Annotated in this window: 11 protein-coding genes; 1 reads left to right on the forward strand and 10 read right to left on the reverse strand. The window is 59.2% G+C overall.

Annotated elements, in window-relative coordinates:
* Positions 1–86 precede the first annotated feature (86 nt).
* The 6 genes from VNV36_RS22810 to VNV36_RS22835 form a co-directional block, all read right to left on the reverse strand.
* Complete coding sequence (locus VNV36_RS22810) at positions 87–1,556, reverse strand: efflux transporter outer membrane subunit (RefSeq protein ID WP_325720806.1); 1,470 nt, start codon at positions 1,554–1,556, stop codon at positions 87–89.
* Complete coding sequence (locus VNV36_RS22815; protein ID WP_325720808.1) at positions 1,553–4,660, reverse strand: efflux RND transporter permease subunit; 3,108 nt, start codon at positions 4,658–4,660, stop codon at positions 1,553–1,555. The genes VNV36_RS22810 and VNV36_RS22815 overlap by 4 nt, the downstream gene beginning before the upstream one ends.
* Before the next feature lie 139 nt (positions 4,661–4,799).
* Positions 4,800–7,901, reverse strand: a complete 3,102-nt coding sequence (locus VNV36_RS22820) for an MdtB/MuxB family multidrug efflux RND transporter permease subunit (RefSeq protein WP_325720810.1) — start codon at positions 7,899–7,901, stop codon at positions 4,800–4,802.
* Entirely contained in the window at positions 7,898–9,202 is a 1,305-nt protein-coding gene (locus tag VNV36_RS22825) for an MdtA/MuxA family multidrug efflux RND transporter periplasmic adaptor subunit (RefSeq protein WP_325720812.1), read from the reverse strand. Before VNV36_RS22825 ends, VNV36_RS22820 begins: the two co-directional genes overlap by 4 nt.
* A gap of 174 nt (positions 9,203–9,376) precedes the next feature.
* The gene (gene tpx, locus VNV36_RS22830) at positions 9,377–9,877 is read right to left on the reverse strand and encodes a thiol peroxidase (protein WP_325720814.1); all 501 of its coding nucleotides are present in this window, start codon (positions 9,875–9,877) and stop codon (positions 9,377–9,379) included.
* Between the two features lie 141 nt (positions 9,878–10,018).
* The gene (locus VNV36_RS22835; protein ID WP_325720816.1) at positions 10,019–10,534 is read right to left on the reverse strand and encodes a hypothetical protein; all 516 of its coding nucleotides are present in this window, start codon (positions 10,532–10,534) and stop codon (positions 10,019–10,021) included.
* Positions 10,535–10,736: 202 nt separating this feature from the next.
* On the opposite strand from VNV36_RS22835, the gene VNV36_RS22840 reads away from it, so the two are divergent.
* The gene (locus tag VNV36_RS22840; RefSeq protein ID WP_325720817.1) at positions 10,737–10,901 is read left to right on the forward strand and encodes a hypothetical protein; all 165 of its coding nucleotides are present in this window, start codon (positions 10,737–10,739) and stop codon (positions 10,899–10,901) included.
* Positions 10,902–10,964: 63 nt separating this feature from the next.
* Here VNV36_RS22840 and VNV36_RS22845 read toward each other — a convergent pair whose 3' ends face one another.
* From VNV36_RS22845 to VNV36_RS22860, 4 genes are all read right to left on the reverse strand, one after another.
* Entirely contained in the window at positions 10,965–11,168 is a 204-nt protein-coding gene (locus tag VNV36_RS22845; protein WP_325720819.1) for a cold-shock protein, read from the reverse strand.
* A gap of 241 nt (positions 11,169–11,409) precedes the next feature.
* The gene (locus VNV36_RS22850; RefSeq protein WP_325720821.1) at positions 11,410–12,081 is read right to left on the reverse strand and encodes a DUF3313 domain-containing protein; all 672 of its coding nucleotides are present in this window, start codon (positions 12,079–12,081) and stop codon (positions 11,410–11,412) included.
* A gap of 131 nt (positions 12,082–12,212) precedes the next feature.
* Positions 12,213–13,187, reverse strand: coding sequence for a hypothetical protein (locus VNV36_RS22855; RefSeq protein WP_325720823.1), 975 nt, complete (start codon positions 13,185–13,187; stop codon positions 12,213–12,215).
* A 247-nt stretch (positions 13,188–13,434) separates the two neighbouring features.
* Entirely contained in the window at positions 13,435–13,926 is a 492-nt protein-coding gene (locus tag VNV36_RS22860) for a hypothetical protein (RefSeq protein WP_325720825.1), read from the reverse strand.
* Positions 13,927–14,032 lie beyond the last annotated feature (106 nt).

The following is a 14,032-nucleotide window of genomic DNA, read 5'->3' on the forward strand; positions in this document are numbered from 1 at the left end:
GCGAGCTTGCTCGCGAAGACATCAGCACATCCAGCATCTCGCTCGACTGACCCACCGCCTTCGCGAGCAAGCTCGCTCCCACAGGTTCAGCGGTTGTCGCTGACGTCCAGTTGGCCATCCCAGCCGCCGCCGAGTGCGGCGATCAGCTGCACGCTTGCAATCAGTCGGTTCTGCAGAATATTCAGCACACTGCGCTCATTACTCAACGCCGTCGCCTGCACCACGACCACGTCGATATAGGCAATCAAGCCGGCCTTGTACTGATTTTCCGTCAGACGCAATGAATCACGCGCGGCATCCAGCGCTTCCTGACGTACCGCCGCTTCGTCTTCATACACCTTGAGCTGAACCAGGTAGTTTTCCACTTCGCGGAAACCGTCCAGCACAGTCTGGCGGTAGCGGGCAACAGTCTCGTCATAGGCCGCTTCGGTGCGATCGACCTCGGCCGAACGAATGCCGCCGTCGAACAGCGGCAACGACAACTGCGGCCCGACCGACCAGAAACGGTTCGGCAGGCTGATCAGGTTTTTCGAGGTACTGCTGCTGTAGCCGCCGCTCAGGCTCAGGGTCAGGTCCGGGTAGTACGCGGCTTTCGCCACGCCGATATTCGCGTTGGCAGCCATCACCGAGCGCTCGGCTGCGGCAATGTCCGGACGGCGTTCCAGCAATTGCGATGGCAGACTCAAGGGCACCTGCGGCAGATCCGGAATGGTCTGGCTTTCGGCGATGCTGAAGTTCGCCGGCGCTTCACCGTTCAGTACGGCAATGGCGTTCTCGAACTGCGCACGCTGCCAGATCAGGTCGACCAGATCGGCCTGGGTGCTTTTCAACTGGGTCTGCGCCTGCGCCACCGCATCGCGTCCGGAAACCCCGGCGCGGTACTGGTTCTGGGTCATTTTCAACGAGCGCTCATAAGCGGCGACAGTGGCTTCAAGCAGACGCTTGTGCTGATCGATGACGCGCAATTGCAGGTAGTTCTGCACCAGCTCCGACTGCTGACTCAAGCGCATCGCCGCCAGATCGGCAAAACTCGCCTGAGCGTTGGCCTCATCGGCCTCAAGCCCTCGGCGCAGTTTGCCCCAGATGTCCGCCTCCCAACTGACGCCCAACTGCGCGTTATAGGTGTCGCGGATGCCGCTTGAGGAACTGCTCAGGCTCGAACTGCTGCTGCCGGCGCCCCGGCTGGTGCGGGTCTTGTCCAGACTCAGGTCGACACTCGGGTAAAACGCCCCACGAGCACTGCGTACCAAGGCCTGCGCCTGACGGAACTGCGCTTCGGACTGGGCGACGGTCTGGTTGGCGCTGTTGAGTTTTTCGATCAAAGCGTTGAGTTGTTGATCGCCGTACAACTCCCACCAGGCGCCACGGGCCAGCGAGTCACTGGGGTTGGCCTGACGCCAGCCTTCGGCTTCCTTGAACTGAGCGATTTCGGCGGTTTGCGGGCGCTGGTAGTCCGGGCCGACTGCGCAGGCGCTGAGCAGCGCTACGCACAGCGACAGGCTCAGCAGGCGTGAGCCGCGCACGGTGGCCAATTGGATAAGCGAACGGTCGGTCATAGCGGAGTTTCCAGAGCGGCATCAGTACGCACGCCACGCCACTTGTTGAAACGATGGCGCAGCTTGTCGAGATACAGGTAAACCACCGGGGTGGTGTAAAGGGTCAGGACCTGGCTGAAGACCAGACCGCCAATGATGGTCAGGCCCAGCGGCTGGCGCATTTCCACACCCTCGGCGCGGCCGAGCAGCAGCGGCAAGGCGCCAAGGATCGCCGCCAGCGTGGTCATCAGGATCGGCCGCAGGCGTTGCAGACAGGCACTGCGAATCGACTCCAGCGGTGACAGGCCCTGTTGGCGCTCGAGTTGCAAGGCGAGGTCGATCATCAGAATGGCGTTTTTCTTCACCACGCCGATCAGCAGGAATATACCCAGCAGCGAAATCAGGCTGAACTCGCCGCCGAGTGCGTAGATCGACAACAGCGCGCCGACGCCGGCCGAGGGCAAGGTCGAAAGGATGGTCAGCGGATGAATGTAGCTTTCATACAGCACGCCCAGCACCAGGTACACCGCGAGCAACGCCCCGAGGATCATGAACGGCTGGCTCTTCTGCGTGGCGGCGAAGGCGTCCGCAGTACCGGCCATTTTCGCAATGACATCTTCCGGCAGGCCGACCCTGGCGATCGCCCGCTCGATGGCGGCGCTGCCCTGCTCGACCGTCACGCCTTCGGACATGTCGAAGGAAATGCTTTCGGAAGCAAACTGGCCCTCGTGGCTGACGCGGTCGTTTTCCAGGCTGTTTTCGTAATGGGCGAACGTCGACAGCGGCACCCGTGCACCGTCCGCGGTAATCACCTCGACCTGCTTGAGCGTGACCGGATCCTGGGCGTATTTCGGATTGACCTCCATCACCACCTGATACTGGTTGAGACTGTCATAGATCGTCGATATCTGCCGCTGGCTGTAGGCGTTGTTCAACACCGCCGTGACCATGTTCATGTCGACACCCAGGCGTTTGGCCTGATCACGGTCGACAATCAGCGTCACCTGCTGCGCCCCGGCACCTTCGCGGGCGTCGATGGCGGTCAGCTCGGGCAAGGCCCGCAACGCCGTGACCACTTTCGGGAACCACTTGCGCAATTCGCTCAGGTCGCCGCTTTGCAGGATGTAGGTGTACTGCGAACTGGTCTGCTCGCGACCGCCGCCAAATTGCAGGTCCTGGTCCGCCATCAGCATCAGTTGCGCGCCGGGCACCTTGGGCATTTCCTTGCGCAGGCGTTCGATGACTTTCTGTGCCGACAGTTGACGATCCTTGATCGGTTTCAGGCGCACGATCATAAAGGCGTTGTTGGTGCCGTTGTTGCCGCCGATGAACCCGGCAACGCTCTCGACCGCATCGTCCTTGAGCACGGCGCGGCGAAAGGTCTCCATTTTCGGCTGCATGACGTTGAACGAGAGACCGTCGTCGCCACGCACAAATCCGATCAACTGCCCGGTGTCCTGCTGCGGCAGGAAGGTTTTCGGCACCACCACGTAGAGCGCAACGTTGACGCCGACGGTGAGCAGCAGGCTGAGCAAAGTAAGGCGCCGGTGGCGCAACACCCAGTCGAGGCTGGTGGCGTATTTGCCGACCATCCAGTCGTTGGTGTGATGGCTCCAGCGTTGCAGACGGTTTTCCTGGCCCGGCACATGTGGCTTCAACCAACGGGCGCAGAGCATTGGCGTCAGCGTCAGTGAAACCACCAGCGACACGACGATCGCCGCCGCCAGGGTGATGGAAAACTCGCGGAACAGGCTTTCGACCAGCCCGCCCATGAACAGGATCGACAGGAATACCGCCACCAGCGAGACGTTCATCGACAACAGGGTGAAACCCACTTCCTTGGCACCGAGGTACGCCGCCTGCATCGGCTTGACGCCCTCGTCGATGTGCCGGGAGATGTTCTCCAGCACGACGATGGCGTCGTCGACCACCAGACCGGTGGCGAGAATCAGCGCCATCAGCGACAGGTTGTTCAGCGAAAAACCATAGAGGTACATCACCGCAAAGGTGCCGACCAGTGACACCGGCACCGCCAGGGTCGGGATCAGTGAGGCACGGAAGTTACCGAGGAACAGGTACACCACCAGCACCACCAGGGCGACGGCGATCAGCAACGTCATCTCGGCTTCATGCAGCGTCGCCTTGATCACCGGCGAGCGATCCATCGCCAGGTTGAGTTTTACGCTGGCCGGCAGCACCGCTTGCAGCGCCGGCAACTGCGCCTTGATCTCGTTGACCGTTTCGATGATGTTGGCGCCGGCCTGCCGGTTGATCACCAGCAGCACCGCCGCGTCGTCGTTGAAGAAACCGCTGTTGTAGCGGTCTTCGACGCCATCGCTGACTTTCGCCACGTCCTTGAGGCGCAGCGCGGCGCCGTCGGCGTAGTGAATGATCAGCGACTCATAATCCTTGGCCTTCTCCAACTGGTCGTTGGCCTGGATCTGCCACAAACGATCGCCGTCCTCAACCGAACCCTTGGGCCGGCGCACGTTGGCGTCGGCGATGGTCTTGCGCACATCGTCGAGCGCCACGCCGTACTGGTTCAGCGCCTGCGGTTCCAGCTCGATACGCACCGCCGGCAGCGAACTGCCGCCGATCTGCACTTCACCGACGCCCTGCACCTGCGAGAGACTCTGCGACAGGATGGTCGAGGCCAGGTCATAGAGCTGGCCTTTTTCCAGGACGTCCGAGGTCAGCGACAGCACCATGATCGGCGCCTGTGACGGGTTGACCTTTTTATAGGTGGGCATGCTGCGCATCCCGCTCGGTAGCAGATTGCGCGAAGCATTGATCGCCGCCTGCACCTCGCGCGCCGCGCCATTGATGTCGCGGTCGAGGTCAAATTGCAGAATGACCCGGGTCGAACCCTGGCTGGATCGGCTGCTCATGGTGTTGACGCCGGCAATCGCACCGAACGAACGCTCCAGCGGCGTCGCCACGGTCGAGGCCATGACTTCCGGACTGGCGCCCGGCAGACTGGCCTGAACGACGATCACCGGGAAATCCATCTGCGGCAACGGCGATACGGGCAACAGACCGAAACTGACACCGCCGAGCAACATGATTGCCAGAGAGAGCAGCATGGTTGCCACGGGGCGTTTGATGAAAGGGCCGGAGAGGTTCATTCGCTCCAGTCCCTACTGCTGAATCCTGTGGGAGCGAGCTTGCTCGCGAATGCGGTATTACATTCAACATTGAAAGTGACTGACCCACCGCTTTCGCGAGCAAGCTCGCTCCCACATGGAATAAGTGCTGATTGCGAGATCATACCGCGACCTCTTCACCTTCGGCTTTGGATTTGCCAAAGCGCCGGCCGAGACGGTCGAAGTACAGGTAAATCACCGGCGTCGTGAACAGCGTCAAGATCTGGCTCACCAGCAGACCACCGACCATCACCAGCCCCAGCGGCTGACGCAGCTCAGCGCCCGACCCTGTGGCCAGCATCAACGGCACCGCACCGAACAACGCCGCCAAGGTGGTCATCAGAATCGGCCGGAAACGTAATAGCGCCGCCTGATAGATCGCCTCCGCCGGTGCCATGCCCTGAGTGCGTTCGGCGTCAAGAGCGAAGTCGATCATCATGATCGCGTTCTTCTTGACGATACCGATCAGCAGAATGATGCCGATGATCGCGATCATCCCCAGATCGTTGCCGCTGAGCAGTAACGCCAGCAACGCGCCGACTGCGGCGGACGGCAAGGTCGAGAGGATAGTGATCGGGTGGATGTAGCTCTCGTAGAGCACGCCGAGCACGATGTACATGGTCACCACCGCCGCCAGAATCAACAGCAAGGTGCTCGACAGCGACGCCTGGAATGCTTGCGCCGCGCCCTGAAACTGAGTCTGCACGCCGCCCGGCATGCCGATCTCCTGCTGCACCTGCTCGATGATGTCCACGGCATGCCCAAGCGCTACGCCGGGTGCGAGATTGAAGGACATCATCACTGCCGGGAACTGGCCGATATGGGTAATCGCCAATTGCGCCTGGCGTTCTTCGACGTGCGCCAGACTGGACAGGCGAACCTGCGCGCCATCGGTGGTTTTGACGTGAATCTGGTCGAGCGCCTGCGGGCCGATCTTCTCCCCGGCCTGGGCTTGCAGCACCACGCGGTACTGGCTGGCCTGGGTGTAAATGGTCGAAATCTGCCGCTGGCCGAATGCGTCATACAACGCGTCGGTGATGTTCGCCACCGACACGCCGAGACGTGAAGCCGCGTCGCGGTCGATCACCAGGTAGACCTGCAAGCCTTTGTCCTGCAAATCGCTGGCAACGTCGGTCAGCTCTGCACGCTGCGCCAGGGCTTCGACCAGACGGCTACTCCACTGACTGAGCAGTTCGGAATCCGGCGAAGACATGCTGAACTGATATTGGGTGCGGCTGACCCGATCCTCGATAGTCAGGTCCTGCACCGGTTGCATGAACAGCCGGATGCCGACCAGTTTGTCCAGTTGCGGTTGCAGGCGAGTGATCACTTCACTGGCGCTCAGATCCCGCTCGCCGTGGGGCTTGAGGTTGATCAGCAAGCGGCCGCTGTTGAGCGTGGCGTTGTCGCCATCGACACCAATGTAGGAGGACAGGCTCTGCACGGCCGGATCTTCGAGAATGATCTTCGCCAGTTCCTGCTGACGCTCACCCATGGCGGCGAAGGAAATCGACTGCGGCGCTTCGGAAATGCCCTGAATCACCCCGGTGTCCTGCACCGGGAAGAAGCCCTTTGGCACGATCACGTAAAGGAACACGGTCAACGCCAGCGTGCCGATGGCCACCAGCAAGGTCAGCGGCTGATGCTTGAGCACCCAGCGCAGCATCCGCCCGTACTCGTTGATCATCCAGTCGATGAATGCCCCGCTGGCCCGGTAGAAACGGCCCTGCTCATGCTCCTGCGGCTCACGCTTGAGCAGGCGCGCGCACATCATCGGCGTCAAGGTCAGCGAGACGACCAGGGAAATCAGGATCGCCACGGCCAGGGTGATGGCGAATTCGCGGAACAGGCGCCCGACCACATCGGCCATGAACAGCAGTGGAATCAGTACGGCAATCAGCGACAGCGTCAGGGAAATCAGGGTGAAGCCGATCTGTTTTGCGCCCTTAAGCGCAGACTGCATTGGACTGTCGCCCTCTTCGATAAAGCGCGAAATGTTCTCGAGCATGACGATGGCGTCGTCGACCACGAAACCGGTGGCGATGGTCAGTGCCATCAACGTCAGGTTGTTGACGGAGAACCCGGCAAGGTACATCACGCCGAACGTGCCGATCAGCGACAGCGGCACGGCCACCGAGGGAATGATCGTCGCACTGGCGCGGCGCAGAAACAGAAACGTGACCATGACCACCAGCGCGATGGCGATCAACAATTCATGCTGCACATCCGTGACAGAGGCGCGGATGGTCTGGGTGCGGTCAGTCAGCACGGTGACATCGAGGCCGGCCGGCAGGTTGTCGGTGATGCTCGGCAGCAAGGCCTTGATGCGATCGACCACTTCAATGACGTTGGCACCGGGCTGACGCTGAATGTTCAGCAGTACCGCCTGATTCTGGTTGGCCCATGCGGCGAGGCGCTCGTTCTCGGCGCCGTCGACGATTTCCGCAACGTCCTTGAGCCGCAACGGGGCGCCGTTTTTATAGGCAAGGATCAGGTTGGCGTAGTCCTCGGGCGAGGTCAGCTGGTCGTTGGCATCGAGCATCGACACCCGGGTCGGCCCATCGAAATTACCCTTGGGCTGGTTGACGTTGGAGGCACCGATCAACGTGCGTACATCCGACAGGTTCAGACTGGCGGCGGCCAGTGCCTCGGGGTTGACCTTGATCCGCACCGCCTGCCGCTGGCCGCCGGCGATGCTGACCATGCCGACGCCGCTGATCTGGGCGATTTTCTGCGCCATGCGCGTATCGACCAGATCATTGAGTTTGGGCAGCAGCATGGTTTTCGAGGTGATGGCCAGGGTCAGCACCGGGGTGTCCGCCGGATTGACCTTGTTGTACACCGGTGGTGCCGGCAGGTCGGTTGGCAGCAGGTTGGTCGCCGCGTTGATCGCGGCCTGCACCTGCTGTTCGGCGACGTCCATGTTGATGTCGAGGCTGAAGCGCAGGGTCAGCACTGAAGCGCCGCCGGAACTGGTCGAGGCCATTTGCGTAAGGCCCGGCATCTGCCCGAACTGCCGTTCAAGGGGTGCGGTGACCGCGCTGGTCATGACGTCCGGACTGGCGCCGGGGTACAGAGTCATCACGCGGATGGTCGGGTAATCGACCTGCGGCAAGGCCGACACCGGCAGCAGGCGATAAGCGATCAGACCGGCCAGCACGATAGCCAGCATGCTCAGGGTAGTGGCTACCGGACGGAGGATGAACAGCCGCGAAATGTTCATGCGCCCTTCTTGGCCTTGTCAGCAGTGATCGCGTCCGGATTGGCGGCCGACTTGCCTTGCAAGTGTTCGGTCGGGCTGGTCGGCACTTCAGTGCTGTCGTTGACCACTTCTACTTCACTGCCTTCCTTGAGACGGTCGGTGCCTTCGAGCACTACGCGATCGCCAGCGGCGAGGCCTTCGGTAACCACGGTGTTGTCACCATCGCTGGCACCGATTTTCAGTGGCCGGATGGTGACCTTCTTATCGCCGTCGAGGGCGTAGACGAAAGTGCCGTTGGTGCCGGACTGAATAGCGGCGGACGGTGCCAGCACCACGCCTTTGAGCGTGTCGGCCAGCAGGTGCACGTTGACGAACTGGTTGGGGAACAGCGACTGGTCGCGGTTGTCGTAGCGAGCCTTGAATTTCAGGGTGCCGGTGGCCACGTCGATCTGGTTGTCGAGGCTTTGCAGCACGCCGGTGGCCTGCAGCCTGGTGTCGCTACGATCCCAGGCTTCGGCAGGCAATCTGGCGCCGCTGCGATAACGGGCCAGCACGGTGTCGAGGCTGTTTTCCGGCAGGGTGAAGGCCACGCTGATCGGTTGCGTCTGGGTGATTACCGCGAGGAACGTGGTGTCGTTGGCGGCGACGAGGTTGCCAACGTCAACCTGGCGCAGGCCGACACGGCCAGCAATCGGCGCGCGGATTTTGGTGAATTCGAGATTGAGCCTGGCGTCGTTGACCGCCGCCTGGTTGGTCTTGACCGTGCCCAGATACTGACCGACCAGCGCTTCGGCAGTGTCGAGGGTCTGTTTGGCGATGCTGTCTTCTTTATACAGGCCACGATAACGCTCGACGTCGACCTGGGCATTTTTCAACTGCGCCTGATTCTGCAGCAAGGTGCCTTCAGCCTGCAGCAGGGCGTTCTGGTAAGGACGCGGATCGATCTCGGCCAGCAGGTCGCCCGCCTTGACCATTTGCCCTTCTTCGAAATGGATTTTTACCAGCTCGCCACCCACCCGACTGCGCACGTTGATGGTGTTCAGCGCCGTTACCGTACCCAGCGCCTTGTAATACAGCGGGAAGTCGCCCTTCACTGCCGGCGCCACGCGCACTGGAATCGGCCCGGTGCCGCCGCCGAAGCCCGGGCGCATCATCCCCGAGCGCCCGGTATGCCCGGCGGCCGCTTTATCACCGCCCGCCTTGTCAGCAGAGCCGGCGGGCCAGAATTTCCAGCACAGGACGGCGATTACCAACAGGACAAGCAGGCTGATCAGCCAGCGACGGGATTTGCGGGGAGACGATTGCATGGAGTTATTGACCATTGGGCGCGTGGGCTTCTATTACGGGAGGCTGAACGATAAGCACTGAGTGGATTTAAGCAAAGCAGCTTTACCGGCAATTTACCTTCCACTTACGTTTCAAGGTGTGAGGCAAAACCCTGATACACAAATGAAAACGGCCTGGACAGGGCCAGGCCGTTAACAATTGTAAAAGCCTTACTTGAGAACGGACAGTGCCGCTTCGTAGTCAGGCTCTTCGGCAATTTCCTTGACCAGTTGGCTGTGCAGGACGTTGTCATTTTCGTCCAGCACAACGACAGCACGAGCGGTCAGGCCTTTCAGCGGGCCGTCAGCAATGGCCACACCGTAGTTTTCGATGAACTCGCGGCCGCGCAGGGTCGACAGGTTCTGCACGTTTTCCAGACCTTCGGCGCCGCAGAAGCGTGCCTGGGCGAACGGCAGATCAGCGGAAATGCACAACACCACGGTGTTGCTGATGTCGTTGGCCTGGGCGTTGAATTTGCGCACGGAGGTCGCGCAGGTCGGGGTGTCGACACTTGGGAAGATGTTCAGGACTTTGCGCTTGCCGGCGAAGTCTTGCAGGGTAACGTCGGACAGATTGCCGGCTACCAGGGAAAAGGCTGGCGCCTTGGAACCGGCTTGTGGCAACTCGCCGTTGACTTGAACCGGGTTGCCTTTGAGGGTGACTTGAGCCATGAATGGAATCCTTCTGGACGTAATGGATGAGAATCACGAGCGAAGTTAACCACGAAATGACTATCTGGCCTATGCCGAAACTGATTCCACTACCACTGTGATCAGTTTCGACAGGCCTCACCCGATTCCCGAATATCGAGATCAAAGTGTAATTATCCCTATTCCGCCTTCTGGAGCAGGGTCTGTCACTACGGCTCTGTCAAACTGGATGGATACCATAAGCATAATGTGCTTGGATCTACGGACTGAACGATTGGTAATCAATGTATGCCATTGTCCATCTTGTATTCCCCCATCTGTTGAGGATGAAGCGACGTCCGCGCCAATAATAACAACGTCAACGTCGGCGCCGTTCCCTCCACTGTTTCTGCCCTTGTCAATCCTGTATTCAATTTTTTCGAATAACACCTCTTCATCCAAAGCCCGCCATATGAAATGTACTTGCCCCCGAAAAGGGTGAATGCCGCCGGTTTCTACGGCTACCATGGTGTTCCCGACCCGCTGGGGTACCCCTTCAGCGAAATCCATCTGTTCCATCTTCTGTGTATCCGCCACACTGGCATTCTTGAACTCTGAGTTTGCAAGAGCACGTTTCACAAGAGTGAACAGTACATTTTGATCCGTCGAAACATGTTTTTCTGTTTTATCATTATTCATAGCTTTCTCCATACAGTAGTTGTCCTGGGATTATCCCCGACAGAGAATTATCCGATTTGCAGCGGACCCTCAGCCGAAACTCACCGTACAACGATGCTCACCTCGCAACCACTGTCATAAATGACAGTCTGATATATTATTTACCTATAAGTACCCGTAGCGATATAGCGTTTCCGCTCGACTTTGGCAGAGCAAAAGAGAAATGAATCTGACCTTCTGGTGGTTTTTGGTTTCAAGCCCGGCCCGTACGACTAATAAGGGTGACTTGAGTCCTTCTGACGGTGCGAATGAAAGCATGCAAGAGGCGGAAGCCACCCACGAAGATTCGACGACCTATGCCCTGTTTGAAATGGTGGGTGCGCTTTGATGGATGCCCCCCCTATGAGCTGCCGAGGCTCGTACCCGGCGGCAGCTCAGGAAGCGGGATTATTCAGAGGGGCTGAATATTTGCCGCTTGGTTGCCTTTAGGGCCTTGCGTTACCTCGAAAGAAACTCTCTGGTTTTCTGCAAGGGTCTTAAAACCGTTAATTTGGATCGCAGAGAAGTGTGCGAAGAGATCCTCGCCACCGTCATCCGGCGTTATAAACCCAAAGCCTTTCGATTCGTTAAACCATTTCACCGTTCCAGTAGCCATGTTTGCTTTCCTTTCTCGCGTTTGTGCGCAAGCCTGACGTTGCGCTGTGCACGCACATCAAATGCTCCTCCCTCCTTTCTGACAACTGTCAGAGTTGACAGGGTGTAGATATCCACAGTGTTTTTTTCAGATGCTGAAAGGCTGCGGTCTTTCGACTGTGCTGGAAGAGCAGAGTCAAGAGATCGCAGCCTCGCGTAAAACTGCTGCACAGGTCATTCGGGATCGCAGGCAGCGCAGGCGATTATTTGTTTTTGAGTGTGCGGTAAGACTGACGCAAGTCCGAAGCCCAGCCATCGATCACGCTTTTCACGTCATCGGCCTTCAATACCTGAGCGTCGTTTTCCAGTGGCTTGCCAGTGCCTTTGCGTACTACTTGCGCAAGGACTTTATTGTTGGCTCCATCAAGAAACACGGCCTCGGTTGCGAGTGTCGTTTCCTGATCACGGATACCGCTGGCCGTGCTGACAGCCGCAGCGACCAATGCGATCGGGATGACTTCGTAGGGTTTCAGTCCCTCGGTCTTGCTGCTGACCGCAGTGATCGCCGCACGTACGACCAGCACGCCCGGCCCGGGACCGGCGGCCAACGGTAGATCCTTGCCGATCTCGCGCTTGAGCGCCTGATCGTAGTAGCCAGTGATGCCGTTCAGGGTTTGCTGAGGGATTTTTGTGGTGGGTTGTGGTTTCGGGTAAAGCTGGGTCGGCTCAATGTAGACGCTGGTGTACGCATTGATATCGACCTTCGGATCAATCCAGCGCATCACTTCAGCACCTGACGGTGACTTGGCCTCTTTCAGTTGGCTGTAATCCTTGAGAAATCCGGAGTACTCGTCTGGCGCGACGGTTTTGCTGGAACATCCCACCACAGCAAGGGTGGCGATGCACAGCGTGCCCATCATTACGGCTAACTTCATTCTGTAACTCCTGTTAACGGCCAAATCATTTGCATAGGGGAATTACAGTTATAGCTAAAACCGGCGCAATTGCGATTGCCGGACGCGATTTTGAAACGGCGTTGCACGCGGTGCCGGGGTCAAGCCCAATATCACCACGAAGACGTCTCGCCACTGCGCAGCGCCATCTCCCGTCTGCTATTGGCCCGCATCGCCTTGATCAGCGACACCGTGCCCACCAGCAGAATCGCCGCACCGAACAGGAAATCGATGTTGTAGAGCTGAAAATCCTCCACCGGCCCGATCAACAACACCCGTACCACAGCAATCCCCACCAGCGTGGCCAGAAAGTCGATACCCGGCTCATCGCGATAGAACACCAGCATCAGCGGCAGGCACAGCACCAGCAGGAGCAACAACACTACGACCTTGAACGAGCCTTTGCGCTCGACGCTGAACGCACATTCGTGCGGGCCGTAAGGCTTGTAGTCCTCGTCGCGGATCATCGAGTTTTTTTCGTTGATGTAATCGACGCGGTTGTATTTCTGAATCGGTGTGAAGGAGTTCGACATCTGCATCAGCGTGGTGATGTTCTTGAACCGCAGGTCGATACGCTCGCTGCCCTTGAGGTAATACAGCACCGGTTTGTAGCCGTAGCGATAGGTGTCGAAAGGGAATGCGGCGGTCTGGGCCTGCACGCCGATCGGGCGGGGCTCCAGTTCGGCGAAGGCGCTTTTATTGGTCGACGAGAGGTTGCGGCTCAGCGGTTGCACCTTGACCTGTTCAAGGAAGATCGGCGTGACGCCGAACGACCACTGCAAGGGTTCCAGACGCAGGCGCAGTTCGTTGCGGCCCAGGTCGTAGCGGTTGAACGTGCGTTCGGAAACCACCAGCGAACCGCTGAGCATGAACTCGCCGCGCAGGTTGTTGGTGACCCGCAAGGTCAGCTGATCCTTGTCCAGCAGCGCCGCTTCCGTGGTCGGTGGCGTGCCGCACCACGCCGTGCTTTCGCCGACACCGCCGAGCTGGCCGTCGCGGTTTTCCTTGAATACATAAAAGTAGCTGGCCCACAGCGTCAGCAGCAAAAGCGACGCCGTGAGACCGAGAATTTTTTTGCCCGGACTCACTGATAAGACTCCCTTCTTCGATTCCATCGTCCAGCCGAAAACCCGCTGGCGACGGCGACTCTACCAAAAGGCCATCAGTGACCCAAGGGAAAATCCCGGATTGGCGATGATCCTAAGGGTTTCCCCGGTATTCGCCTTTCAAACTGTAGGAGAGAGCCTGCTCGCGATCGCGGTGGGTCAGTCACCTCATTTGAACCTGACAAAACGCTATCGCGAGCAGGCTCACTCCTACAAAGGCCGCGTGCAGTCAGGTGCGCTCGCGGGGGATCAGACTTTGCAGTTGCTGTGCGAGAAAATTCGCATCAAAAGCAAACGTGTCCGGATCCTTCAAGCCGTTGGTCTTGCGCCACTGCCAGGTGCCATCCACCAACCCGACCAGCGAAATACTCCCATATCGGGCCGCCGTCAGGCCCATTACCGCCAGTGAAATCTGCCCGCCGTTGCCCATTACATCCGGCACGAACTCCACCGGTTTGCCAGCAATCACAATGCTCAGTTTTTCCGTCTTGAACGTCGAGGTCTCCACCGGCACGCTCGGCCCGAACGCGACATAAGCCTCGCGGCTCACCTCCAGCAGATTCGGTGCCTTGACCGGCTCAAGCCATTGCTCGATCTCGTCGAACAGCGCACCAATCCGTTCGGCCCACGCTGCCGATTGCGTCGTGAACAGTTGCTTCTTGTGCGCTTCGCTTTCGGCATAGTGGCGAAGCATTTCGCCCAGTTGCTGTACGTCGTTCATAGCGATGTTCCCTGAAGGGTCCTGCGGACTCCGAGCATGGCAGATGCGCAGCACCGGCATGCGTAAAATTTTGATGGATCGAAATTCCGTTCCAAACGACACTCGC

Source organism: Pseudomonas sp. (genome assembly GCF_035554175.1).
GTDB lineage: Bacteria > Pseudomonadota > Gammaproteobacteria > Pseudomonadales > Pseudomonadaceae > Aquipseudomonas.